The organism is Gracilimonas qinghaiensis, assembly GCF_046602855.1.
In the GTDB taxonomy this organism is placed as follows: Bacteria; Bacteroidota; Rhodothermia; order Balneolales; family Balneolaceae; genus Gracilimonas.
On record NZ_JBKINJ010000002.1, the window covers coordinates 722,369 to 746,973 of the forward strand.

The 24,605-nt window shown below is 44.1% G+C and carries 21 protein-coding genes; 10 read left to right on the forward strand and 11 right to left on the reverse strand.

Annotation, left to right across the window (positions count from 1 at the left end; genetic code table 11):
• Positions 1–131 precede the first annotated feature (131 nt).
• Complete coding sequence (gene porX / locus ACKGJO_RS13100; RefSeq protein ID WP_411323891.1) at positions 132–1,673, reverse strand: T9SS response regulator signal transducer PorX; 1,542 nt, start codon at positions 1,671–1,673, stop codon at positions 132–134.
• A gap of 23 nt (positions 1,674–1,696) precedes the next feature.
• Complete coding sequence (locus ACKGJO_RS13105; protein WP_411323892.1) at positions 1,697–2,257, reverse strand: ComEA family DNA-binding protein; 561 nt, start codon at positions 2,255–2,257, stop codon at positions 1,697–1,699.
• A gap of 88 nt (positions 2,258–2,345) precedes the next feature.
• On the opposite strand from ACKGJO_RS13105, the gene ACKGJO_RS13110 reads away from it, so the two are divergent.
• Positions 2,346–3,134, forward strand: a complete 789-nt coding sequence (locus ACKGJO_RS13110) for an alpha/beta fold hydrolase (RefSeq protein WP_411323893.1) — start codon at positions 2,346–2,348, stop codon at positions 3,132–3,134.
• Between the two features lie 90 nt (positions 3,135–3,224).
• On the opposite strand, the gene ACKGJO_RS13115 is transcribed toward ACKGJO_RS13110, so the two are convergent.
• Together ACKGJO_RS13115 and trhO are read right to left on the reverse strand one after the other, a co-directional pair.
• Entirely contained in the window at positions 3,225–4,211 is a 987-nt protein-coding gene (locus ACKGJO_RS13115; RefSeq protein ID WP_411323894.1) for a pseudouridine synthase, read from the reverse strand.
• Complete coding sequence (gene trhO, locus ACKGJO_RS13120; protein WP_411323895.1) at positions 4,105–5,055, reverse strand: oxygen-dependent tRNA uridine(34) hydroxylase TrhO; 951 nt, start codon at positions 5,053–5,055, stop codon at positions 4,105–4,107. The genes ACKGJO_RS13115 and trhO overlap by 107 nt, the downstream gene beginning before the upstream one ends.
• A gap of 86 nt (positions 5,056–5,141) precedes the next feature.
• On the opposite strand from trhO, the gene ACKGJO_RS13125 reads away from it, so the two are divergent.
• Entirely contained in the window at positions 5,142–6,962 is a 1,821-nt protein-coding gene (locus tag ACKGJO_RS13125) for a T9SS type A sorting domain-containing protein (RefSeq protein ID WP_411323896.1), read from the forward strand.
• A gap of 6 nt (positions 6,963–6,968) precedes the next feature.
• On the opposite strand, the gene fahA is transcribed toward ACKGJO_RS13125, so the two are convergent.
• Positions 6,969–8,225, reverse strand: a complete 1,257-nt coding sequence (gene fahA, locus ACKGJO_RS13130; RefSeq protein ID WP_411323897.1) for a fumarylacetoacetase — start codon at positions 8,223–8,225, stop codon at positions 6,969–6,971.
• 164 nt (positions 8,226–8,389) lie between these two features.
• Between fahA and ACKGJO_RS13135 the strand changes: the two genes are divergently transcribed.
• Both ACKGJO_RS13135 and ACKGJO_RS13140 read left to right on the forward strand, forming a co-directional pair.
• Complete coding sequence (locus ACKGJO_RS13135; protein WP_411323898.1) at positions 8,390–8,677, forward strand: HU family DNA-binding protein; 288 nt, start codon at positions 8,390–8,392, stop codon at positions 8,675–8,677.
• Entirely contained in the window at positions 8,667–9,962 is a 1,296-nt protein-coding gene (locus tag ACKGJO_RS13140) for an HU family DNA-binding protein (protein WP_411323899.1), read from the forward strand. The genes ACKGJO_RS13135 and ACKGJO_RS13140 overlap by 11 nt, the downstream gene beginning before the upstream one ends.
• Positions 9,963–9,966: 4 nt before the next feature.
• Here the strand turns inward: ACKGJO_RS13140 and hemW are convergent, their stop codons facing one another.
• From hemW to ACKGJO_RS13170, 6 genes are all read right to left on the reverse strand, one after another.
• Positions 9,967–11,103 (reverse strand): radical SAM family heme chaperone HemW, encoded by a 1,137-nt coding sequence (gene hemW, locus ACKGJO_RS13145; protein WP_411323900.1) that lies wholly within the window; start codon positions 11,101–11,103, stop codon positions 9,967–9,969.
• Between the two features lie 65 nt (positions 11,104–11,168).
• Positions 11,169–11,711, reverse strand: coding sequence for a gamma carbonic anhydrase family protein (locus ACKGJO_RS13150; RefSeq protein ID WP_411323901.1), 543 nt, complete (start codon positions 11,709–11,711; stop codon positions 11,169–11,171).
• A 147-nt stretch (positions 11,712–11,858) separates the two neighbouring features.
• On the reverse strand, positions 11,859–12,575 hold the full coding sequence (gene radC / locus ACKGJO_RS13155) for a RadC family protein (protein ID WP_411323902.1): 717 nt from the start codon (positions 12,573–12,575) through the stop codon (positions 11,859–11,861).
• A 262-nt stretch (positions 12,576–12,837) separates the two neighbouring features.
• Complete coding sequence (locus tag ACKGJO_RS13160; RefSeq protein WP_411323903.1) at positions 12,838–13,047, reverse strand: helix-turn-helix domain-containing protein; 210 nt, start codon at positions 13,045–13,047, stop codon at positions 12,838–12,840.
• Positions 13,048–13,049: 2 nt separating this feature from the next.
• Positions 13,050–13,700 (reverse strand): DUF2975 domain-containing protein, encoded by a 651-nt coding sequence (locus tag ACKGJO_RS13165; protein WP_411323904.1) that lies wholly within the window; start codon positions 13,698–13,700, stop codon positions 13,050–13,052.
• Positions 13,701–14,071: 371 nt separating this feature from the next.
• Positions 14,072–15,253, reverse strand: a complete 1,182-nt coding sequence (locus tag ACKGJO_RS13170) for a phosphorylase family protein (RefSeq protein WP_411323905.1) — start codon at positions 15,251–15,253, stop codon at positions 14,072–14,074.
• 2 nt (positions 15,254–15,255) lie between these two features.
• On the opposite strand from ACKGJO_RS13170, the gene ACKGJO_RS13175 reads away from it, so the two are divergent.
• From ACKGJO_RS13175 to ACKGJO_RS13200, 6 genes are all read left to right on the forward strand, one after another.
• Complete coding sequence (locus ACKGJO_RS13175) at positions 15,256–15,831, forward strand: NUDIX hydrolase (RefSeq protein WP_411323906.1); 576 nt, start codon at positions 15,256–15,258, stop codon at positions 15,829–15,831.
• Positions 15,832–16,009: 178 nt separating this feature from the next.
• Complete coding sequence (locus ACKGJO_RS13180) at positions 16,010–16,486, forward strand: peroxiredoxin (RefSeq protein WP_411323907.1); 477 nt, start codon at positions 16,010–16,012, stop codon at positions 16,484–16,486.
• Positions 16,487–16,498: 12 nt separating this feature from the next.
• Positions 16,499–19,042: a type I DNA topoisomerase gene (gene topA / locus ACKGJO_RS13185; RefSeq protein WP_411323908.1), complete on the forward strand. Its 2,544-nt coding sequence runs from the start codon at positions 16,499–16,501 to the stop codon at positions 19,040–19,042.
• 103 nt (positions 19,043–19,145) lie between these two features.
• Positions 19,146–19,712 carry a hypothetical protein gene (locus ACKGJO_RS13190; RefSeq protein ID WP_411323909.1) on the forward strand — a complete coding sequence of 189 codons (567 nt, stop codon included), beginning with the start codon at positions 19,146–19,148 and terminating at the stop codon, positions 19,710–19,712.
• Between the two features lie 11 nt (positions 19,713–19,723).
• The gene (locus ACKGJO_RS13195) at positions 19,724–20,854 is read left to right on the forward strand and encodes a class I SAM-dependent methyltransferase (protein ID WP_411323910.1); all 1,131 of its coding nucleotides are present in this window, start codon (positions 19,724–19,726) and stop codon (positions 20,852–20,854) included.
• 414 nt (positions 20,855–21,268) lie between these two features.
• On the forward strand, positions 21,269–24,517 hold the full coding sequence (locus ACKGJO_RS13200) for a S41 family peptidase (protein ID WP_411323911.1): 3,249 nt from the start codon (positions 21,269–21,271) through the stop codon (positions 24,515–24,517).
• Positions 24,518–24,605: the final 88 nt, after the last annotated feature.

The window sequence follows — 24,605 nt, forward strand, 5'->3', positions numbered from 1 at the left end:
AGTGCGGTAGCTTAGAGTTACCGCACTTTTTTGGTTATGAGCACTTCTATAATCCTGCATTATAAACATTCAAGTAATAACAGGGTTTATCAGGTCAAAACTCCATGTTCCTTACTTAATACTCATTGCCTTTATTTTGGCTTAAGCGTAGCAATTGGAAGAATAACTTCCTCCATAGACGCTCCGCCATGCTGAAAGGTGTCGCGATACAAATTCTGATATTTGTGATAATTGGTAGGGTATACAAAATAGTAATCCTCGCGTGCCACCATGTAGTTGTTGACAGCACCGACTTTTGGAAGCCTGAATTTCCCGGGATCATCCATGAAAATAACAGCCTCGGATTCATCAGCTTTCAGATTCCTGCCATACTTATAACGCAGGTTTGTAGCCGTGTCTTTGTCGCCGTACACTTTGGTGTCTCTCAAGGCGCGGACTGAACCATGATCGGTAGTGATGACAAGTGTTACATCTTCTTTAGCCAAGCCCTTGAACATTTGCAGAAGTGTGGAATGCTGAAACCAGGCTTCGGTAACAGATCGGAATGCGGAGATGTCGGGAGCCAATTCCTTGATGACATCAGAGTCGGATCGTGAATGAACGAGCGTATCCACAAAGTTGAACACAAAGGCGGCCAGCCGGGATTGAGCATAACTGCCCATGCGGTCCGCTACTTTACGTCCGGCATCAGCATTCAGGATCTTTTCATATTTAAAATTGATGTCGATGCCGTGGCGATCCAACTGCCGTTTTAAAAGTTCTTCTTCGTGGCGGTTCAGAGAAGTTTCATCCTGACCCTGTTGCCATAACTCGGGATACATGCGCTCAATATCAGCCGGATACAGCCCTGAAAAGATGGCGTTACGCGAATAGGGTGTGGCTGTTGGTAAAATAGAGTAGTAGAAATCAGTGTCGATGGAAAATAGATTGGATAGGAATGGCTCAAACAAAAGCCACTGGTCATAACGCATGCAGTCAATAACAAAGAACATCACATTCTCACCTTTATCCAAGTGAGGGTTCACGTACTTCTGAAAGACTTCAGGTGAAAGCATGGGGCGATTTTCATCCTTACGCATCCAGCTTTGGTACTGCTGATCCAAAAACTTACCGAACTCTTTATTGGCCTGATGAAATTGATCGGACAGAACTTGCTTGAGTCCTTCATCGCCATCACCAAGGTCGATCTCCCACTGGCTCAGTTCCTTATATACATCGATCCATTCCTTCCAATGTGTGCCTGGGTGAATGCGTGACGAGAGTTTATTGAATTGCCGCAGATAGGTTTGAGCCGATTTTTCTGACTGAATACGGCTGCGTTCCAAAAGTCGCTTGGTGGTCAGCAGGATCTGATTTGGATTTACAGGCTTGATGAGATAGTCAGAGATCTTTCCACCAATGGCGTCCTCCATGATGGATTCTTCCTCACTTTTAGTGATCATAACCACAGGCAGTGAAGGCTGTATGGCTTTGATCTTTTCAAGGGTTTCTATGCCACCCATGCCGGGCATTTGCTCATCCAGATATACAATATCAAAGGGTTCGCTGCTGATGAGACTGATGGCATCGGCTCCGTTGGTGACCGGTGTGATATCAAACCCCTTTTTTTCTAAAAATATGATGTGTGATTGCAGATGATCGATCTCATCGTCTGCCCAAAGAATTTTTGGCATATGCCTGTTTTGTTAATCTTTAATTATGGATCTAATGTTACAAAGGGGCGAATGGCTTCCAGTCGCTTCTCACCAATGCCCTTTACGTTTATGAGTTCTTCTATGGTTTTAAATCCGCCGTTCGCTTCGCGATACTCAATGATCCTTCCGGCGTAGGCAGGACCAATACCATTCAAAGTCTGAAGTTCATCAGATCCCGCTGTGTTGATGTTGATAATAGCAGGCTTTGTTTCCGATACCTCTGAAGGACTATCTGTCATCTCCGTAAGAGCCGTAGCAGATTTTTGTTCAACAGCAGTTTCAGTATCGGGATTCCCAGCGTTATTAACTGTAAAATCAGGATTATATTTTTGAGCAATTGCCGCTTTTTCGCGTTCGGCCAGTTGTGTCCGTTCTTCAAACAGCTCTAGGATCTCGTCATATTCTTCTTGCTGATAGTTCAGCTTCTGTTCTATAAATAATGAACTGATGAGCAAAAGGCATAAAATTAGCAGTAATAACGAGAAAGAAGTACGTTCTTTTCTCGTGATCTGTAGTTTATCGATCCAGAAAAAGGCCTTTCTTTTGAAATTTTGCAGCTTCATTCAGGTAATATGAGTCTGAGAAAGGAAAAACTCAATAATATTCTTGTTTCAGTCTGCAGGAAGTGTGAAGTTTGGCAAAATTCAGATCATGGCAAATAATTACATATTCAACTACGGCGACCAAAAGATCATTTACCAAACTACAGGTTCGGGTAAACCCCTCGTAATACTGCATGGTTGGGGCAGTAGCAAGCGGGTAATGATGCCGGTGGCTCAAAATTTGTCACATCTCAGGACGAGTTATGTGCTGGACCTGCCGGGCTTTGGTGATTCACCGGAACCGGATCGAGGCTGGTCAATAGATGATTACACCGATGCCGTTGAAGCGTTCATTAAACAACTACCGCATGAAAAAGTGGACGTTTTGGTACATTCCTTCGGCGGAAGGATCATTCTGAAATTGCTGGCCCGTGGATTTGGTAAGACTCACATCGATAAGGTGTTGATAACGGGAGGAGCCGGGATGAAGCCAAAGCGGTCCATGAGGTACTATATCAGAAAGTATACCGCCAAAACGCTTAAGGCTCCATTCATGATGCTTCCGGTAAACCTCAGGGGAAAAGCACTGAGCTGGCTGAGAAGTACATCACTATGGAAAAGCCTGGGTTCAAGCGAATACAGTGAATTATCCGGGGTGATGAGGGAGACCTTTGTGAAATCGGTAACGGAATATCTGGAACCAACATTGCCTGAGATCTCTCATGAAGTACTGTTGATCTGGGGACGAAACGATGATGCAACGCCTGTTTATCAGGGTCAGCGCATAGAAAAAGGGATTGAAAATGCAGCTCTTGTGATTATAGAGGATGCCGGCCACTATGCCTTTCTTGATAAGCCCAAACAGTTTGCAAGGATTGCGGAAGCTTTTTTTAAATAGGTGTTAGGTTTTAGGTTCAAGGTGCAAGTAAATTCTAACACCTAACACCTAACACCTAACACCTAACACCTAACACCTTGAACCTTGCTTCTATATCCTCCAATTATCCGGGATATCCAATTCAGCTTTAATACCCAGTGACTCGATCTCCAGGCCTGCATTCAGCAAACTGATGGCTTTCTTTTGGGCAGTACGGCTGCTTTTATCGCCATTTATACCATAGATCGGATCATCGATGATCGGGTGTCCCCACTGTTCCAGATGTAGGCGGATCTGATGGGTTCGGCCCGTTTTTGGGTGGCATTTTATAATGGATGAATTGCTTCCTTTTTCTACTACCTCAAATTCCGTGATGGCTTCTTTGGCTTTAGTAAGACCCAAACTAGACTCGAATACAAAACCCGTTTTACGCCGAATGGGTGCATCGATGATGGTAAACGGTTTATCAGGAGTGCCGTCAACTCTAGCGAAATAGGTTTTTCTGACATCGGAGCGGCTAAAACTGATCATAGCTCTTTTTGCAAATTCCTTATTGCGGGCAAAGAGAACCAATCCTGAAGTAACGGCATCCAGCCGGTGTACGATCCGCAGGCCATTATATCCCTGTTCTTTCAGGATCTCAGTCATGGAATTCTTGTTGTATCGTCCGCCGGGATGCATAGGCAAAGGGGCCGGTTTGTAGACTATCAGGTAATCCTCATGCTCCTCCAGCACGCGTACTTCATCGGGGACGGACGGTTCAATAGCCCTGGGATTGTGGTGAAAGATTTCATCCTCAAGTTCCAGAATATGATCATACCTGACCTCACTGCCATTCACTCCAACCAGTCCGAAGCTGATCTTATCTTCCCAAACTTTTTTTTCATGAAAAGGAAAACGGGTGGTCATAGCGTGGAGCAGGGTTGTGCCATGGAACTCCTCTTTTACCCTGAACCGATAGGTGATGGGGTAGGGTTTTACAAGGCGAATATTACGCGCATCCAACAGGTCGTTCCTTGAAGTCCTCGCCAAAGTAATTGTACCATTTTCGGAATGGTTTGAAGGCGTTTTCAGGATCGAAAGGTCGTTTATATTCACTTTCCATACACGCTTCACTGCAGCAACCTTCCATTTTATAGGCACCTTCCTCGGAGCACACAAAGAGCTTATTGCACTCCATATTCGCGCAGTTTATATAAGTGTCTGCCGGTTTTCCGGTGATCTCACATCGCGCGATCGGCTCCAGGTCTTTGGGATTTACAGGTACCACCAGGCGATCGTCAAATACAAAACACTTGCCTTTGAAATGTTTACCGCCTTCTTTCTTGCCATAGCGTAAGATACCGCCATGCAGCTGATTGACGTCATCCCAGCCTTTCTCTTTCATTAGAACAGAGAATTTTTCGCACCGGATACCACCGGTGCAATACATCAATACTTTTTTGTCTTTGGGAATGTCTACTTCATCCAGCCATTGCGGGAAGTCATAGAAATTCTCAAGGTCCGGTTTGATGGCTCCCTCAAAATGTCCAACCTTTGATTCATAATTGTTGCGGACATCAATCATCACGTGATCTTCTTCTTCCAGCACACGGCGCCATTCTTCCGGCTCCAGGTAGTTTCCTCCATTTTCAGGATCAACATCGTCCATATGCAGAGAAACGATCTCATCACGCACCTTACAGGTCAGCCGGGGGAAGGGAATGTAATCAGATTCATCCTGCTTGAATGCAGTATCAGAAAAACCGGGAGTAGACCATACAAAATTCTTGTACTCATCGATCTGTTGTTCTGTTCCGGCTGCCGTTCCATTCAGCCCTTCATCGGAAATGTAAATGCGGCCTTTCAACCCGATCTCTTTACAGAATTTCTTGTGGGCTTTGCAGAACCTTTCCGGCTCCTCTATCTTCTGGAAGTTGTAGTAAAGTATTACTTGATACATTTTTCTCTTAAATTATAAGTATAAGAAGTGTCAGGTCTTGACGTTCATCATTTGGGCGAACCTGAAAGTTAAGCAAAATACAAACAATGCATAAGTCCGGATTTACAAATAAAAAAATCAAGAGAGTTCTGTTTCTGATGTTCTTTTTACCGGGAATGGCATTTGCACAGGTACAGCCGGTAAATAACTCTCTGTTATCTGTTCAGGCCTCATTCGAAAGAGGGGAAACCGGCCTTCAATCTGCGGCTATGAGACAGTTAGAGCTACTTGAGCGACCTGCAGATAGGGATGGTCATCAGCCAGTCAAGTGCATTACTCCAACTACCATGTTTTTGCATGAGCACCGGAATGAGCTTAACTCTGAAGTGCTTGCAAAAGCTCAAAGTCTCGGGCTTACAGGTCAAAGGAATATTTCCATGGCTGAAGAATCTTATATCTCACCGTCCGGAAAGTTTGAGATCATTTATCAGACCTCAGGCCCGGATTCTGTCTCGATAACAGATAATGACGGAAATGGCGTGCCGGACTATATAGACCACGTGGCTGAGTCAGCTGATTCATCCTATCGGCATGAGGTCATTAATATTGGATTTAAAGACCCGATTCCGGCGGGTCAAACCTATAAGGTATATGTGGAAAATGACCTTTCAGGTGGTGCCTATGGATATACCAACACATCTGCTTCATCACCGGGTGGTACTTACATAGTCATTGAGACAGATTTTGATGGGTTTCCCGAGAATACACATCCTGAAGGTAATCAAGTAGGAGCTATTTACGTGACGATGGCGCATGAGTTCAAGCATGCCATTCAGTATGTGCAAAACAACTGGGCTTCACCATCAGGGGCTTTTAACTGGTCAGAAATGGACGCTACGCTGATGGAAGAAGTCGTTTATGACGATGTGAACGATTATTATAATTATATCAAGAACGGTCTCAATTCTGACAACCCCAATTCAAGCTCCATATTCTTTTCACCCGCTTCAGGTACACCCGGAGCTTATTGGCACGTAAGCTGGATGATCTATTATTATGAAAAGTTCGGAAGCGAAATTTGGCGGGATGTCTGGCAGGAAATTGAGGGCGAGAATACTTTAAGTATTGACGATGCCTTGCGACGAATTCTTCCGGGTCAAAGTGAAGATTTCGGCAAGACTTTTGTGCAAAATCATCTGTGGCACCTGGCATCCGGATCAAGAACGGGGACTGACTCTTATGGATTTGAGGAAAAAGACAATTATCCGAACTCTAACTTAGAGGCAACCTTCAATTCAGTACCGGCAACAAGCGTGAACTTGAATAGTGTGGATCGCATGGCTGGACGTTATTACGAGATCATCCCGGGCTCTAACGATGAGGGCGCTATCGAAGTGGCGGTAGATTTTGACAGCACGCAGGTTGGGGTTGGTCTTCTGCTTTATAAGAAAAATGGAGAAATGAGCGACGTGGTTATCACCGGAGAAAATAAAGGACAGGTGTTTGTCCCTGCCCAGCTAGCCTGGACAGACATTGATCGTCTCGGTATTGTGGTAGCTAATTACAGTAATTCTGAAATCACCCGGAATCTTAATATTCAATTCGGGAAAACCGGGCAGGAGGTTGATATCCGTGATCCTGCTTATGGTGATCTTCCGGAACAAATAGCTGTATACCAAAATTACCCTAACCCATTCAATCCATCCACAAAGATCCGTTTTGAACTTCCTCAGTCGGCATTCGTAAGGCTTGAAGTGTACGATATCATGGGGCGGAAAGTTCAGACGTTGGTAAACGAAACCTTGACTGTCAGAAGCAGGCCATACGAATACACCTTCAATGCTAAGGGATTAAGTTCCGGAGTATATATTTATAGGCTTAAAATTGATGACGAGATCATTACCAAGAAAATGACCTATGTGAAATAACTTTGGCTACCATGCCGGAAGTATCTTTCCCCTCACTTTTCCGAAGCCTACCCGGTATCCGTCACCCTGACCAAATCCGGTCATTATCACTTCGTCCCCGTCTTCAAGATAGCTTCGTTTCTCACCGTTGGGCAGTTTGATAGGGTCTGTTCCCATCCAGGCTAATTCCAGCATGCTTCCGTAAGAATGTTTTTCTGAACCGCTGATAGTGCCCGAACCAAAAAGATCGCCTGTTCTCGCATTGCAGCCATTTACAGTATGATGAGCCAGTTGCTGTTCCATGCTCCAATAGAGGTTTCTGTAGTTTGAGGTGCAGATCTTGTACGGTTGATCCAGTTTCTCAGTTTTTAAATAAGCTTCCAATTGTATATCAAAAGCGGATCTGTTGTTCGATGTTAGATAAGGAAGGGGTATTGGTTCCTGTTTCGGAGGTTTTGTTCTGAAAGGTTCAAGGGCCTCTAATGTAACTACCCAGGGAGAAACAGAAGTCCCCCAGTTTTTAGCTAAAAATGGACCTAATGGCCGGTATTCCCACGTTTGGATGTCTCGTGCACTCCAGTCATTTAGCAATACCAAGCCGAAGATGTGATCTGCAGCTTTTTCTATTGGGATCGGCCGACCAAGTTTGTTTTCCGGTCCGGTCAAAAACCCGACTTCCAGTTCAAAATCCAGTTTTTTGGATTCAGAAAATATAGGGTTTTCATCGTCATCGGAAAGTACCTGTCCTTTTGGCCGGTGCAGATCGGTTCCACTCATAACAATAGAGCTGGACCTTCCATGATAGGCCACGGGGAGATGTTTCCAATTAGGAAGAAGGGCATTTTCAGGATCGCGGAACATAGCCCCTACATTGCGGGCGTGCTGCTCGGATGAGTAGAAATCAGTATAGTCTCCCACTTCTACCGGAAACAGTAGCTGAACTTCGCTTTTTTTATAAAAAGCTCTATCCTTTAATAATTCGTCATCCCTCAGCGTTGGATCCTCTGCTGAAAGCAAAGCCTGAAGAGTACTCCGGGCCTCGGCCCAGGCCGCTTTACCCATGCTCATGAAATAATTAAGTGAGGAATCCTGAAATGCCATCTGTTCGCTAAGCTCGGGTCCTGTGAACAGGCCTTCTTCATCCAGAACAAACAGGTCGAGTACGTAATCCCCAATAGCCGTACAGAGATGAATTTCCCCTTTATCGGTCATGAAGGCACCGTATGGCAGGTTCTGAATGGGAAAGTGAGAATCGGGATCAATGTCTATGAAAGATCTGAGCATGCTTGTATTTCTTAGTTATTTATAATTTCATGGGATGATAACAAACCTTAATGTATCCCAAAATCTTAAATAATGCGGAATAGCAGAATATTAGCTAAAATTGCATATTTTACCTTTATAGCATTTATTCAGTTGAACGTTGGTACAAATTAAGGATTTGCTTTATGACTAAATCGGAGGTACTGAAGTCGATTTCAAAAGAAATGGATCTGACCATATCAGAAACAGAGGAATTATATGACTCTCTTGTGGATGGGATGAACATCCTGCTTTCCAACAATGTGGGATTCACCCTGCCGGGAGTTGGAAGCTTCACTACCGAACTCCGGGATTCTCATAAGTCATATAATCCACATTATGAACAAATGATGTTGATTCCTCCTAAAAAGGTCGTGCATTTCAGCCAAAGCAGCACCCTGAAAGAAGAGATAAACCGGGGTGATGATGAATAAAAAAGTAACCTATTCTGATATCGTAAATGCTCTCTCTAAGAAAACGGGTTTCAGCAAGCACAAGAGCGAGGAATTTGTTAAAGCCCTTCTAAATGAAGTTAAAGACGAACTGAAGGGTTCAGGTAAAGCCTCGATCACAAACTTTGGAAGTTTTAAAGTCAAAGAGGTAGCCGAGCGACAGGGGAAGAATCCACAGACAGGTGACCCCATCACAATACCGGCTCATAAAAGGGTTTCCTTCTCACCATTTAAGTCACTGCGGGAAGATGTAAATGCCGAATACGGACACCTTGAAAGTGAGCTTATTGAAGAGGAAGAATCTTCTGCAGATAACGTGGCGACTGATCCGGGTGAATCTCCTGAATCAGGTGAAGTAGAAAGTGAAGAGAAGATTGATGAAGATAATGAAGATGATATAAGCTCTGCCGAGGCAGAAACTGATGAACAGGGCTCAGATGCTGAGCCTGAGGTAAAATCAACTCTCGAAGAAGAGGTTGTCAATGAAAGTGAAGAGCCGGATATTTCAGAAATAGGGGAAGCCTCTGACTCTGAGGAAAAGATCTCTGAACCGCCGATAAGGAAAGAAAAGAATTATACTAATTTACTGGCTTCACTTGCTGTCCTGTTGCTAACAATAATTGCAATTACATCTGTTTGGTTTCTAATGGATAATGGCAAAAAGGAAGGGCAGCAGAATAATGCAGTCACCCGGAATAATGTTCAGTCCGGAAATGCAGCCGATGGGCGGGAAGTCGCTCAATCGCAAAATGTCAGGAATTTTGAATCAATTAAGAATGAGGCGGATGAACTTGAGAAAAGGCTGAATAAAATGATCGAAGAGGAAGAGCGACTCAAAGCACAAGAAAAAGAAAGAGCAGAAAGATCAGTTGCTGCCCGCGAAAGCACTTCAAATAATGATTCATCAGAAGGCAATGGATCTAATTATTCAGTTTCAGAAGATCAGCCATCTGTTCAAAATTACGAGGTCGAGGAAGGGGAATGGTATTGGGTGATATCAGATAAACTATATGGTAAACCACGATTCTGGCCATTGCTCTTCAAAGAAAATCATTCGGTCAATGAAGATCCTGATAAGCTGTTTGAGCAGGTAAGTATTAAAGTGCCTGATATGGAGGGTACGGCTGCTAATCCGACCAAACAAGATTATAAAGAGTTGGCGGCGGCCTCGAAAATGGTGGCTCAAGCTTATAAGAATGCCGGTAAAACCGAAAAGGCAAATGAGTACGCTAAATTTGCCCGCATGTGGGAACAACTTGGTGCCTGACGGGTTACTTGGTCAGTATATCTAAAAGGATAGCATCGGCGATCTTTAACCCTTTCTTAGTGAGCTGTATGTTTTCGTTAAGAATAGCTTTTTCATCATATTCCAAATGCTTGAGGTGTTGAAGCTGATCGGGGTTGAATGAATATTGATACCGGTTTTTAAGCTCATCAATAGATACTCCGGTTCGGGTGCGGAGACCTAACATTAGTCGCTCTTCAGCAAGATCATGTATATCCAGAAATTCAGCTTCAAAAGGTTGCTCCCAATCACTCTTCAGGTAGGACCTAAGGTCCGGTTTGTTACTCCATCGTTGGGCTGAACTTAAATCTTCATCCCACCAGAAAGAATGAGCTCCCGGTCCCAGTCCCAGATAATTAACGTGACTCCAATAATTTGAATTGTGAACGGCTTCCTTACCCAGTTTAGCATAGTTACTCACTTCATACTGCATGATACCGGCTTCTTCCAGCTTATTGATCACCAGATCAAAGTGCAGGGCAACGGTGTCATCCTCAGGTGGAATAATGCGTCCGAGTTTAACTTGCTTACCGAGTCGGGTCTGAGGCTCAACGGTGAGGGAGTAAGCAGAAATATGAGGAGGATCAAATTGAAGAATTGTGTCAATATCCTTTTCCAGCAAATCCAGTGATTGTCCCGGATTGCCATAGATCAGATCTACCGTAAATACGTTAAAATCAGAAGACTGCAATAGTTCAAGACACCGAAGGGCTTCCTCAGAATTATGGGCCCGATGCATGAAATTTAGAAGGTCAGTATCAAAACTTTGAACACCCATACTTGCGCGGTTTACACCGGCGCTTTTAACACCTGAAAGAAACTCGCGCGTTACATCGTCAGGGTTCATTTCCAGGGTGATCTCTTCAGCCTGAAGGTCAAATACCTCATCAATGGCAGTCATGATAGCTTCTACCTGGGAAGGAGTTAGCAAGGAAGGAGTTCCGCCGCCAAAATATATTGTTTGAATAGGATCAATGGTGAAACGCGAATCTTTCCTGGATTGGATCTCCCGGATCAGTTCATCTACAAAATCCTGTTTATACTCTTGTCGGGTTACGAAATAAAAGTCGCAGTAGGAGCAGGCTTGTTTGCAAAAGGGGATATGAAGGTAAAGACCGCTCATGGGAGTTTTGAGTGTTAAGTTTTGAGTGCTGAGCTAAATAAGAATTAAGCACTCAAAACTAAAAATTACTTAGTGTAGAATGGATTTTCTTTGTGTTGATCTTTGCCTTGGTAGGCGCGGGAGTACTTGACGTAATTGGACGCGTACTTTCTGATTGACGCGATCTCCTCAACAGTAAGCTTTCTGGCTTTAGTTGCGGGTGAGCCCATATAAAGATAGCCGTTTTCAAGGGTTTTACCGGGAGGGACCAGCGTGCCGGCTGCCACGATCACGTCTGACTCAATGACGGCTTTATCTAAAATCGTGGCATTGATGCCTACCAGTACGCGGTCATTGATGGTGCATCCATGTACCACAGCTCCGTGACCGATGGTTACTTCATTCCCAATAATGGTCGGACTGGTCTGATTCATCACGTGAATGCATACGTTATCCTGAACATTGCTCCGATCACCTATCTTAATATAATTGACATCCCCGCGAATGGTAACATTGAACCACACGCTGCTTTCTTTTCCAAGCGTAACATCGCCTATGATCTCTGCACTTTGGGCAATATGAACAGAGTCATCAAATTGAGGAGAACGGCCGAGAAATTCGTGGATCATGGAAGTGAAGGTTTGTGGGATTTAAACGAATAGAAAGGTAGGGAGAAAAAGGAGTCAATATCTACCTGTGGAGAAGCTTTCAGCAGTCAGCTATCAGCTTTCAGTTATAATCCAAAAAACTGACAGCTGAAGACTGAGAGCTGATAGCTAAAACAACCCCTCACTTCTCAAACTCACAAAATCATATCCGGCTATGATCACATGGTCATCCACCGGAATGCCAAAAAGCTTACCGCATTCGGCGATTCGCTTGGTAAGCTGGATGTCGGCTGTGGAGGCTTTGTTATGTCCCGATGGGTGGTTGTGGATGAGGATAATGGAGTTGGCTTCATTCAGCACAGCCTGACGCATAACCTCCGCTGTATCTACGATAGTAGCGGTCTTACCGCCGTTGCTGATCTTGGAGAAGCCCATCAGCTTTTTGGCGTTATCCAGAAAACCGACGATAAAGGTTTCTTTGGTAAGGTGACGGAGTTTTGGGGCAAAGTAGGCGTTTACATCTTCCGGTGAGGTGATCTGAATTTCTTCCCCGAGTGCAGCCACCTGTAGGCGTCGGGCAAGTTCAAAAGAAGCCTCCAGCGTGATGGCCTTAACCTTGGCGATACCGGGAATCACCTGTAGGGATTTCCAGTCCTTGCGAACCAGGTTGTGCAGGCCTCCGAACTGGTTGAGCAGGGCTTTGGCCGTATCTATCACATTAAGCTTTTTGGTTCCGGTACGGATCAGGATGGCTAGGAGCTCGGCATCGGACAGGGAGTCAGCTCCATAGTTCATGAGTTTTTCGCGCGGCTGCTCATCGGGCAGCATCTCTTTGACAGTACGGTTATGGAAGTTTTCAACGGAAAAGGATTCTTGGTGTGTCATATCTCTCAGTTTGTTTTCTTTTTATAGAGTGAGAGCGATGAAAAAGGAAATCCTTACAAATTTTTTTCTTTCAGATAAAAACTAGTAGGTAGGTGTGCAGTAAGGGCGTATTGCGATACGCCCTTACGCGGATCAAAACAAAGTGATCTCTCGGTTAATGCCTGCCGGACTGAGATCTAAAAGCATCAGGAGGAATCAAATGTTGATTCTATGGCAAGCATTTAGATTCCCGCCTTCGCGGGAATGACGGAGTGGTTAGGAGTTATTGGTCCTCCGAATACTCCAGAATATCTCCGGGCTGACAGTCCAGGGCTTCACAGATGGCTTCTAATGTTGAAAAACGTATGGCCTTCGCTTTACCGGTTTTCAGGATCGATAAGTTGGACATGGTGATTCCAACCTCTTCCGAAAGCTCGGTGAGGCTCATCTTTCGCTTGGCCAGCATAACGTCAAGATTTACAATTATGGCCATGGCTACACCGTTAATTTTTGTTCCTCATAAATGCGGGTGCCTTCTTTGAATACATACCCGAGCACGATCATAAAGATGCCTGCGAACATGAAGTCCTTCCCAAATAGATCTAAATAAGTGACATCAATGCTCTCGGGGAAACCAAGGTTATTTAAGATCGGTAAGGAAATAAAATGCCCCATATTCAAAAACTGAAAGGAGAAATTGATCGCGCCTACTGCTAACAATATTGTTCCGATTACTGAAAGGTGCGTTGAGTTTTTTGCATGAAAAGGACTTCCTTCAGCTACGTTTCTTAGGACCTTTGCAAAAAAGAATAATAGAATAAAAAACACGGCATTTTCATAGATCTTTAATCCATTATAAAAGAAAAAACCACTTTTAACTTCGTTGTATGGTCCTGAAATGTGTATGTCAGTGGACATACGTTCAGGTATGCTTATGTAAGTGTTTTCAAATTCTACATCCCTGTATTCCTCAAACTGCTCGAGTTCAATATGAACCGGAATATTGTCAATGATCACATAATCGTTTGAGAATAGCGAGGCTGACATGAATAGTTCAACCCCAAGATTAATAATGATCAGCCAATATCCGATCTGACAGATATAGAGTAAAAAATAAGCAAGAGACCAGTCTTTTCTGATATTCATAGCAGCCAAATTGATTTCTATTTCCTCAAAAATAAAACCAAATAATTAGTGAATAGCAATAATAATTTATTGATAAACAATATATAGTTGCCGATTAAAGAAACTAAAGTGACTAATGATTGTGTTTAAATTGCAGGTTAGTATAGTTATGAAAAGAGGAAAAAGGTCAGAGAAAAACGCCCTTACAATGTCATCTCACGGCGCATGCTTGAGATCAAAGTGCTGACCAAAGCAAGGTATGTGTTAAATGGCAAGATCAAGATTCCCGCCTGCACGGGAATGACCATGGGGAGAATATCCAACACTCAACACGCAATAACCAATATCCAGGTGATCTTACTTGAGCATTCTGTGATGAATATTGGTTATTCTTACTCGGTACCACCCATCAGCGGCTCATTAAACGCACGGATGCTGGAGTTGGGTAATCCTTCCGGGTAATTATCCTTTACCATTTGAAGCGCATCGATCACCATTTTGAGGTGGAGTTCTTTAGAGTTTTGGTAGAACGACTGGGCATATTGGGAAAGTTTAGGCTTACCGTGCAAGGGCTTATCACTAACACAAAGCAGAGTAGCGTGAGGGATGCGATATCGAAATCCATTGGTGGCTACTGTGGATGACTCCATATCAACAGCAACGCTTCGGCTCATGTGGATTTCTTCGACCGTTCGGGCTTTCGAGAATTCCCAGTTGCGATTAGCTGTGGTGTATACGGTTCCGATACGGTGTTTCATCTCATTTTTGTCCAATGCTTCCTGCATGTACCGGTTCAGGATGTAATTTGGTGAGATCGGAATCCCTATTGGGAAAACATCATCCAGTACTCTATCGGCTCTGTAGTAACCATTTGCCAGCACGAAATCACCGATACCCTGGTGATTTCGAAGTCCGCCGCAATGACCGACCATCACCATGGCATCAGGCCGAAGCACGCCAACGTGGTCGGTAATAGTTTTGGCATTTGAAGGCCCCACACCGATATTCACTAATGTGAGGCCGGAGTTATTTTCCATTTTGTGGTGGTAGGCTGGCATCTGAGCACCTTCGTTCACCGGTTTTTCACAATTGGGAAACATGTCAAGGAACACATCAACATGCATATCGTAGTTTGTAAACAGAATGTATCGCTGGAAATCTTCCGGTTTGGTTCCTGTATAGTGGAAAAGCCGGTCCAGGGAAATGTCAATGCGTTCGGCGCGGAATAGAAAGAGTTTCTTTTGGGTGATATCCCATTCGTTTTCATCCAGGTTATCGAATAGAACGGGGTCATGTAGTGGCAGAACATCACGTGAAGGTTTTACAAAAACCGTGGCATCATTTTCCACAAGGCGTTTAATTTCTCTACCCAAATACCAGCGATAGGCAGCGGGCTGGGCTAATTCTCCGTCTATGACGGGGTTGTGACTGCTCCATGAACGCTCAACGATCAATTTTGGATATTTACCGGAAGCATATATTTTCTCCATCAGGTCCAACGCTTTATCTATAGCTTTTTTAAGTTCTGCCTCCGAAGAAAACTGATCTTTAACTAATTTGAGCGTGTCCGACATCTATGAATACCCGTAAATTTAAATTTTCGATTGAACCGTGGATCACCACGAAAGAAGAGCTCAAATATACGACGAATATCTTCAAACTTTTAAGTCGGGATATGAAAATTATGTCAGAAGATCATTCGGCTACATTTTCGATCATTAAGGCACCTGAGTGGATGAACGTGATCCCTCTGACTTCAGATAATGAGATCGTATTGGTGGAGCAATTTCGTTATGGTATAGAAAAACCCACACTGGAATTACCTGGAGGTATGGTTGATGAGGGAGAAACTCATGATGAAACCGCTCGCCGGGAATTACTTGAGGAAACAGGGTATACAGGAAAAGATTGGAGTTATTTAGGTAAAGTAAGCTCGAATCCTGCTTTCCTGACAAACTATACTCATTTATACGTAGTCAAGAATTGCCGAAAAATTCAGGAGCAGCAGCTCGATGGGAACGAAAGGATCAACGTTCATACCATGCCACTGGATGATTTTCTGGAGTTGGTGAATGAGGGAACGGTTCATCATTCCCTGGTGGTAGCGGCCGTGGCAAAGTTCTTGTTGTGGGAACGTACCTTAGCTCGCTGAGCCGAAGGGTAGTTGCATTGGCTTAGGTGGAATCTGAGGTTCAGGCAGGAATTCCGAACGAGACGTTCGTAACGAGTGCAAAGACTTAAACAGATCAACCTGAGCTGAAATCGAACGAATACCTTCTTACTTTCAGTTATCACAATCCATCAACGAAAAGAAATTAAATTAAACGACTATGTTAAAAACCGGAAGCAAAGCTAATTTCGATTTTACTGTAAAGGCAGTCCAAAACGGAGAAGAAAAGGAGATCAATTTTAAAGACCTGCTGGATAAGCCCACTATTGTGTCGGTATATATGAAGAATAATACCAGTGGCTGTGATCGTCAGACAAAAGATCTGGCAGATCATGCCGAATGGTTCACTGAAAAAGGTTACAATCTTGTAGCATTAAGTAAGGATACCTGCGGTTCACATAAGCGCTATGCAGATAAGCAGGGAATTGATTTTACGTTGGTTTCGGATCCCGATTATAAATTTGCAGAAGCCACGGATTCCGTTGTTCAAAAAAAGATGTATGGAAGAGAGTATGAAGCTCCTTCACGTTCGGCCTTTGTTATTGATACAGATGGTACTATTTTGGGAACTATCAAAAAAGTGAATACGAAAGACCATGCCGGAGAGTTAAAAGAGCTGGTCGAAGAATTGAATTAATCCTGTTTATACATGAAAAGTCTCGTCATTGTAGAGTCTCCTACAAAAACCAAAACTATTAAGAAGTATCTGCCTAAAGGGTATGTAGTAGACTCCTCTATGGGTCACATTCGTGATCTGCCTTCCTCGGCCAAGGAAATTCCGGCCAAGTATAAAAAAGAGAGCTGGTCAAATTTGGGTATCAATGTGGATGATCGTTTTGATCCGCTGTATGTGATCCCCTCATCTAAAAAGAAAGTAGTTACCAAGCTCAAAAAGTTGCTTAAAGATGCGGATGAACTGATCCTTGCAACGGATGAGGATCGTGAAGGGGAAGCTATTTCATGGCATCTTATGGAGATCCTGAAACCGAAAGTGCCGGTTAAGAGAATGGCATTTCGCGAGATCACCAAAGAGGCAGTTATGAACGCGCTGGAGAACACCAGGGATATAGATATGAACCTGGTCCATGCTCAGGAAACGAGACGAATTTTGGATCGCCTGGCGGGATACACGGTTTCGCCACTGCTATGGAAAAAGATCTCCCCGGGTCTTTCAGCGGGACGCGTACAATCGGTAGCAGTAGAGTTTTTGGTTGAGCGCGAACGTGAGCGCATGAAGTTCAAAAGTGCAACCTACTATGATCTGAAAGCTCAGCTTCATAAAGAAGGTGATGACTATAAATTTGATGCAGACCTGACACACCTTAATGAAAAGCGTCTTGCCAGCGGTAAAGATTTTGATGAAAACACCGGTAAGCTGAAAAAGCCTGAGTCCGTAGTTTTACTGGATGAAGATAAGGCAAGCGTCCTTGTGGATGACCTTAAGGAAGCAAAGTGGTCTGTGATCAACGTCGATGTTAAAACGCAGAAACGTAACCCGGCGCCACCTTTTATTACCTCAACTCTGCAGCAGGAAGCTAACCGCAAGTTTGGGTTTTCAGCTCGCGACACCATGAGTGTGGCTCAGAAATTATACGAAAAAGGTTTTATTACGTACATGCGTACAGATTCAACCCGATTATCCGGTCAAGCCATCAGTGCTGCCCGCGATGCGGTGACGGATGAATATGGTGAAGATTATTTATTTGAGCGGGTTCGCAATTACAGTAAGAAAGGTAAAGGTGCTCAGGAAGCTCATGAGGCTATCAGGCCATCAGGCTCGCGTTTTGTTAAACCGGGTAAGGCCGGGTTAAGCGGCCGAGAGTTCAAACTTTATGACCTGATCTGGAAGCGTACCATCGCTACTCAGATGGCTGAAGCGGAACTGGAGTTTACCAACGTAACGATCCGTGCAACCAATAATGGAACAGATGCAGATTTCAGAGCCGGCGGCAAGAAAATTATATTCCCCGGTTATTTTCGGGCTTATGTAGAAGGCAGCGATGATCCGGAAGCAGCTCTTGAAAATCAGGAAAATTTCCTTCCGGCAATGAGTGAGGGAGATGGTACTGGGCTTGATGATCTGAACTTTGTCAGCCATGAGACCAAACCTCCTGCACGCTATACAGAAGCAACTTTGGTCAAAGAACTGGAGAAACGAGGTGTTGGTCGGCCAAGTACCTATGCGTCCATCATCAGCACCATACAAGATCGCGGTTATGCGAAAAGCGAAGGCAAAACATTGATCCCAACCTTTACAGCCTTTGCGGTTTCTTCATTACTGGAGAAACATTTCCCGGATCTGGTCGACAGTCAGTTTACTTCTGATCTTGAGGATAAGCTGGATGCTGTGGCTGAAGGGAAGCAGGATCCGGTCAAATACCTGGAAGACTATTATAACGGTGAGAATGGCTTGAAGGCCAAGGTTGATACTCAGGAAGATAAGATCGACCCGCAGGAAGCCAGATTACTGGATCTGCCATTGGATGGTCTGGAAGGCATTAAAGTGGCTGTTGGGCGTTTTGGACCCTATATCAGTAAAGGAGAAGATGATGACAAAATAAATGCATCTATACCTGAACAGTATAATCCAAGCGATCTTACGGCAGAGTTTATCGAAGAGATCATCAAAACTGAAAAAGAGGGCGACACCCCGATCGGGAAGGATCCTGAAACGGATGAGCCAATATTTCTTCTTACAGGTCGATATGGTCCCTATGTGCAGCGTGGTGAAGTAACGGAAGACAATAAAAAGCCGAAACGCGTGTCCTTGCTAAAAGGTATGGAACCGAGTGATGTGGATCTGGATCTGGCCCTGAAACTGTTAGAACTTCCTCGGAAGCTTGGTGAGCATCCTGAGGATGGAAAAGTTGTTAAAGCCGGAGTTGGACGATACGGTCCATATGTGGTTCATGATGGTAAATTTAAGTCTATTCCCAAATCGGATAATGTTCTGGACATTGAACTGGACCGTGCCGTTGAATTACTGGCTCAAAAGAAGAAATCGAGAAGAGGAAGTAATGAGATTCAGGATCTTGGTAAACATCCGGATACCGATAAACCTATTAAGGTGATGACCGGTCGCTATGGTCCTTATATCAAGCATGGCAAAAAGAACATCAGTTTACCGGACGGGGAATCACCTGAAGACTTTACTCTTGCTAAAGCCATGGATCTGATCAAGGAAAAAGGATAATTGGTTCAGGGTTGAACCGATTTCGCTGATCGGTGGCTTTATAATTTTTTTTGTAGATTTATATTCACTACTGTCATTAACATAAAGACAGCCTAAGGATCTCATGCAAAAACGCAGCGATTTTTATTTTAAATATCCACCCAATATCCACGAACTGGATCTGGCAACCATGGTGAATATGTATCGCAGCCGGGGCGAGCCGAGAAAGGCTCAACCCGGTCAACCGTTTGCCTGTGCATCATCGGGTCATTTATTAAGAGAGGCTAAGTGGTGGTTTGGTCTATACTATTCGCAAAGTACATGGGATGAGTTGCTTACCAAAGGCAGTGAAGGTTTTCCACTGACTGATATCGAACTTAATGTGTTAGGGTCAGTTTACATAAGTGAAGATGAACCGCCTCACCGGGAGTATGTGGAGAAAAACGCCGGGGTTACCGAAAAACTGGCGTATTTGATAGTCAACGACTTGCGTTCCTTTGGTTTTTTGGATGAAGATGATTCCGGTTTTCTTAGGATCACTCCAAGGGGAGAAAAAGCTCTGCATGGATTAGCCCGTCGTATATATGAAAAACGCTTTATGCCGGAAATGCTTAAAACCTTTACACCATCTGATGAACCTCAGATCGAGCAGGCACAGAAAGAAGATAAAGAGCAAACCAGCTTATTCTAAGGACCTACTCTGTGGATACATACAATTTTGAGGATAATTCTTTTTCTTTTAAACGATATCCGGAAACCACCAATCGATCACTGCGTGCCTGGAGTGCAGCTGATGAATATTTGATCAAGAAACTGTTTGAGGATGATCCGGATACCGGAAATGTCCATATCGGCATTTATAATGATCGCTTTGGTTTTTTGAGCTGCTTGTTGAAAAAATTTGAACCTACCGTTGTAACAGAGAGAAAGAGTCAGCAGCGATCTGTAATCCAAAATCTGGAAGCCAACCGGATAGATCTAAAGCTAATTAAGTTCATGGATCCTTTGGAATGTCCTGTGCAAAACTTTGACAGGGTATTGCTCAATATCCCTAAGTCCATGGACCTGTTTGAGTTGTACCTGCATCAGATCCATTCAAATTTAACGGATAATGGTACGGTGCTTTGCGGGTTCATGACAAAGTATTTCACTCCTCAAATGCTGAATATCGCTGAAACTTATTTTGAGAATGTTGAGCAGAGTCTGGCGCTTAAAAAGTCACGCGTATTGGTATTAAAAGGAAAGAAAGAGTCAGTAAACAGATCTCTTGTTCACCGACTGAATTACGATTTTGGCAGGAAGACCCAAAGTGTAGTTCAACAGAATTACGGGGTGTTTTCAGCTGATCATATCGATTACGCTACCCAGTTTTTGATCGATAACCTTCAAGTCAAAGAATCTGAAAACAAGGTGCTTGACCTTGCGTGCGGTAACGGGGTGATCGCCATGGCAGTTCAGCTTCAAAAACCGGAAGCTGAGATTTATCTAACAGATGATTCCTTTCTTGCGATCGAATCCGCCAAATTAAATATTGATGGCCCCGGCGTTCATTATTTCTGGAACGATCGGTTGGATGATATTCCTAAAGATAGTCTTGATCTGGTTGTGACCAATCCTCCTTTTCATTTTGGATTTGAGACGAACATTGAAGTGACCATCAGACTGTTTAACGAAGCGGCTGACAAGTTAAAAAAAACAGGCAGGTTTGTATGTGTAGCCAATCAGCACCTGAACTATAAAACACATCTCGAAAAGATCTTCAAGGTAAGTGTTCTTGCCCAAAACGATAAGTTCATCGTTTATGAATGTGGGTTTGAAGGTTCTGGCCCTTAAGGGGACACATATGAATAACCCCGGATAATGAAATGCGATAGCATGGAAGCAGTCCGGGGGTAAATAAAAAAATTAAAAAAAAGCTTCGCCCGATAGGTTGTTTTGCTTGTACTTATTTTCATAGCTTGGGCAACCATCTCAATTACACCTACTCGCCAAACCCTGCGATTGCACTGAAACGTTGATAAACACTGATGCTTGGGTTTTCTTTTCTTTGACTATCTACCCCAGGGTTGCACACGCTCGCGCGGTCTTACACTGGGCTATTCATATGTGACCCTTTCAGGGCCTGTGTGAGAACGAGACCAAATGATAGAGTTACCAGTCTACTTAAATCAAAATTACTACCCCCACTTTCTTCTCAATTCGTAATGTTTATATTCAGGGTAGTTATTAACAAATCATGGGATATTTATGAAACGACGCATCACTTTTCTGATACTTACTCTTGCACTCATAACAGTTCACATCAGTTCTTTTGCACAGGGAACTCAGTTACTCAGGGAGCCCACAATATCTGACAACGGGATCGTGTTTGTGCACGCGAATGATCTTTGGAAAGTTGGTATGGAAGGTGGAAAAGCCATTCGACTGACAAGCAACATCGGAGGCGAAAATAACCCTCATTATTCACCGGACGGAAGTATGATCGCTTTCACGGGACAATATGAAGGCAATTCGGATGTGTATGTAATTCCTTCTGAAGGTGGTTCACCGAAGCGACTGACCTGGCATCCCGGGACGGATGAAGTTACTGGCTGGACACCGGAGGGTGAGGTGCTTTTCAGGTCAGGAAGAGATGGTCATCCCACACAACTTAACAGGATCTGGAAAATTGATACGGATGGCGGGAATGCAGAAGTGCTTCCGGTTCCCCGCGCTGCTACAGGTGAAATGTCCTCCGATGGAAAATATCTCGCCTATAATCCGATCACATTCTGGGATCCGGAGTGGAGAAATTATCGGGGTGGACAGGCACAACCTATTTGGATCGTTGATCTTGAGACTTTTGACCTGATCCAAACACCACGACCCGATAATGAAAGACATACCGATCCGGTGTGGCACGATGGAAATGTATTCTATCTTTCCGAGCGTGATTATGCCAATAACATCTGGTCATTCGATCCTGAAACAAAAGAAGAAAAACAATGGACCTTTCATTCCGACTTCGATGTGAAGAGTCTGGATGCCGGTGATGGAATGATCGTTTATGAGCAGGGCGGATTTCTCCACCTGCTGGATCCTGCAAACGGGAATACCGAGCAGCTGGAAATTCAGGTATCCGGTGACATGAGCTGGAGCCGGCCGCGATGGGAATCACCTGATGCTAACGACTTGAATAACGCTTCAATATCGCCGACAGGAAAACGAGCCATCTTTGAATTCAGGGGTGAGGTCGTGACGGTTCCAAAAGAAAATGGTACATGGAGACGGCTTAGTGAATCATCAGCGAGCGCAGAACGATACCCTATATGGTCACCTGATGGTGAAAGAGTGGCCTGGTTTTCAGACCAAAGCGGTGAGTACACCCTTATGATCACTGATCAGTATGGATTGGAAGACCCTAGAATGATAGAGCTTCCAAATCCAACTTATTATTTCCGACCTGATTGGTCACCGGATGGCAAATACATAGCCTATACAGATACTGATTATAATCTGTGGTATGTAAATGTGGAAAACGGTATTGCCAAAAAAGTAGATACTGATGGATATGCACATCCTAACCGGACAATGAATCCAATATGGTCGCCTGACAGTAAATGGATCGCCTATGTGAAACTGCAGGATAATCAGTTCAAAACGGTTCAGGTTCACAATATTGAAACAGGAGATACCCATCAGCTGACGGATGGGATGTCGGATGCCATTACACCGGTTTGGAGTGAAGACGGGAAATATCTTTATTTCCTTGCGAGCACTGATTATGGGTTGAACACGGGTTGGCTGGATATGAGCTCATACAACATGCCGGTTACAAGAGCACTATACATGATCGTTTTGTCTGATGATGAGCCGTCACCTTTATTGCCAAAAAGTGATGATGAAGAAGTACCTGAAACTGATGAAACAAACGGTGAACCCAAAAATGAAGCCGTATCAGTAACTATTACTCTTGATAACATTGCGGAGCGAACGCTGGCATTGAATATCCCGGAGCGAAACTATACAGGATTGATGCCTGGTCCGGGTGGCGATGTATTCTATACGGAGTCAGTTCCAAATGAAGGAACGCGCCTTAACAAATATGATCTGGAAAAGCGTGAAGGCAGTCTTTTCGTTAATAATTTTAATGAAGGCGCGGTGTCTCAGGATAGAAAGAATCTGTTGTATAGAAGTGGTGGAAACTGGGCTATCGTGACTACTGAAACAGGTGAAAAAAGTGCAGGTAACGGAAGCCTGAATATTTCAGGTATCAATATCAAAGTAGATCCGCAGAAGGAATTCCATCAGATATTCAGAGACGGCTGGCGCTTCATGCGCGACTTCCTGTATGTGGATAATATGCACGGTGCTCCATGGGATGAAGTCTATGAATGGTATGCTCCGTGGGTAGATCATGCAAAACACCGTTCCGATCTGAATTATGTGCTGGATATTATGAGCGGTGAGGTGGCTGTGGGTCACTCTTACGTTGGCGGTGGAGATTTCCCTGACCTTGATAACGTACAAGCAGGCTTGTTGGGCGCTGATATTTCAATTCAGAATGGAGCGTATAGAATTGATAAGATCTATTCAGGAGAAAGCTGGAATCCTGATCTCACAGCCCCGCTGTCAGGACCTGGAATTAATGTAAACGAAGGTGACTACATTCTGGAAGTGAATGGGGAAGCATTGGATACATCAGAGAACTTCTATACTTATTTTGAGGGAACTGTTGGCCGACAGGTCAAATTACTGGTCAATGATCGTCCTCAATCCAACGGGGCAAGGCTGGTGACTGTAGTTCCTATTGGAAGTGAAGCCGGTCTGAGAACCCGTGATTGGGTGGAAGGCAATCGCAGAAAAGTCAATGAGATGTCTGATGGGCAGCTTGCATATGTCTGGGTGCCGAATACCGGACAGGGTGGATATTCCTACTTCAATCGCTACTATTTTGCACAGCAAGATAAAAAGGGTGCTATCATTGATGAACGTAACAATGGGGGAGGTTCAGCGGCTGATTACATGGTTGATATCATGGCGCGTGAGCTGCACGGGTTTTTTAACAGTAAAGCTGCAGACCGTAAGCCTTTCACAACACCGGGTGCAGGTATATGGGGACCTAAGGTGATGGTCATAAATGAACGTGCCGGTTCCGGCGGTGACCTGCTTCCTTTCCTCTTCCGTAAGATGGAGATCGGTCCATTGGTTGGTGCTAAGACCTGGGGTGGATTGGTTGGAACCTGGGATACACCACCTTTTGTGGACGGCGGTTATTTTGTAGCACCACGAGGAGGCTTCTATAACCTGGACGGTGAATGGGATGTTGAAGGTGAAGGTATAGCTCCTGACATCGAAGTGATGCAAACACCAAAAGAGGTGATCGACGGACATGATCCTCAGCTTGAAGCAGCAGTGGAAGAAGCTCTTCGCTTACTTCAAAATTATGATGACCCGATCATCCCCACTCCTGAAGATCCGATACGTTGGAAGCGACCGGACCGTGATGGGGACTAAGTCCATTTCATTTTATTGAAATTAAATCAGCCTGGTGGATTTAAATTCATCAGGCTTTTTTTTTGCCGGAAATCCATCATTCCGTCCT

Bases quoted from the DNA above. Each gene is read 5' to 3' on its own strand.
- ACKGJO_RS13105 (WP_411323892.1), bottom strand. From the start codon at position 2,257: ATGAAGCTGCAAAATTTCAAAAGAAAGGCCTTTTTCTGGATCGATAAA.
- ACKGJO_RS13170 (WP_411323905.1), bottom strand. From the start codon at position 15,253: ATGTCGGACACGCTCAAATTAGTTAAAGATCAGTTTTCTTCGGAGGCA.
- hemW (WP_411323900.1), bottom strand. From the start codon at position 11,103: ATGAGCGGTCTTTACCTTCATATCCCCTTTTGCAAACAAGCCTGCTCC.
- ACKGJO_RS13135 (WP_411323898.1), top strand. From the start codon at position 8,390: ATGACTAAATCGGAGGTACTGAAGTCGATTTCAAAAGAAATGGATCTG.
- ACKGJO_RS13150 (WP_411323901.1), bottom strand. From the start codon at position 11,711: ATGATCCACGAATTTCTCGGCCGTTCTCCTCAATTTGATGACTCTGTT.
- porX (WP_411323891.1), bottom strand. From the start codon at position 1,673: ATGCCAAAAATTCTTTGGGCAGACGATGAGATCGATCATCTGCAATCA.
- trhO (WP_411323895.1), bottom strand. From the start codon at position 5,055: ATGTATCAAGTAATACTTTACTACAACTTCCAGAAGATAGAGGAGCCG.
- radC (WP_411323902.1), bottom strand. From the start codon at position 12,575: ATGACACACCAAGAATCCTTTTCCGTTGAAAACTTCCATAACCGTACT.
- ACKGJO_RS13165 (WP_411323904.1), bottom strand. From the start codon at position 13,700: ATGAATATCAGAAAAGACTGGTCTCTTGCTTATTTTTTACTCTATATC.
- topA (WP_411323908.1), top strand. From the start codon at position 16,499: ATGAAAAGTCTCGTCATTGTAGAGTCTCCTACAAAAACCAAAACTATT.
- ACKGJO_RS13125 (WP_411323896.1), top strand. From the start codon at position 5,142: ATGCATAAGTCCGGATTTACAAATAAAAAAATCAAGAGAGTTCTGTTT.
- ACKGJO_RS13175 (WP_411323906.1), top strand. From the start codon at position 15,256: ATGAATACCCGTAAATTTAAATTTTCGATTGAACCGTGGATCACCACG.
- ACKGJO_RS13180 (WP_411323907.1), top strand. From the start codon at position 16,010: ATGTTAAAAACCGGAAGCAAAGCTAATTTCGATTTTACTGTAAAGGCA.
- ACKGJO_RS13110 (WP_411323893.1), top strand. From the start codon at position 2,346: ATGGCAAATAATTACATATTCAACTACGGCGACCAAAAGATCATTTAC.
- ACKGJO_RS13160 (WP_411323903.1), bottom strand. From the start codon at position 13,047: ATGGCCATAATTGTAAATCTTGACGTTATGCTGGCCAAGCGAAAGATG.
- fahA (WP_411323897.1), bottom strand. From the start codon at position 8,225: ATGCTCAGATCTTTCATAGACATTGATCCCGATTCTCACTTTCCCATT.
- ACKGJO_RS13140 (WP_411323899.1), top strand. From the start codon at position 8,667: ATGATGAATAAAAAAGTAACCTATTCTGATATCGTAAATGCTCTCTCT.
- ACKGJO_RS13200 (WP_411323911.1), top strand. From the start codon at position 21,269: ATGAAACGACGCATCACTTTTCTGATACTTACTCTTGCACTCATAACA.
- ACKGJO_RS13190 (WP_411323909.1), top strand. From the start codon at position 19,146: ATGCAAAAACGCAGCGATTTTTATTTTAAATATCCACCCAATATCCAC.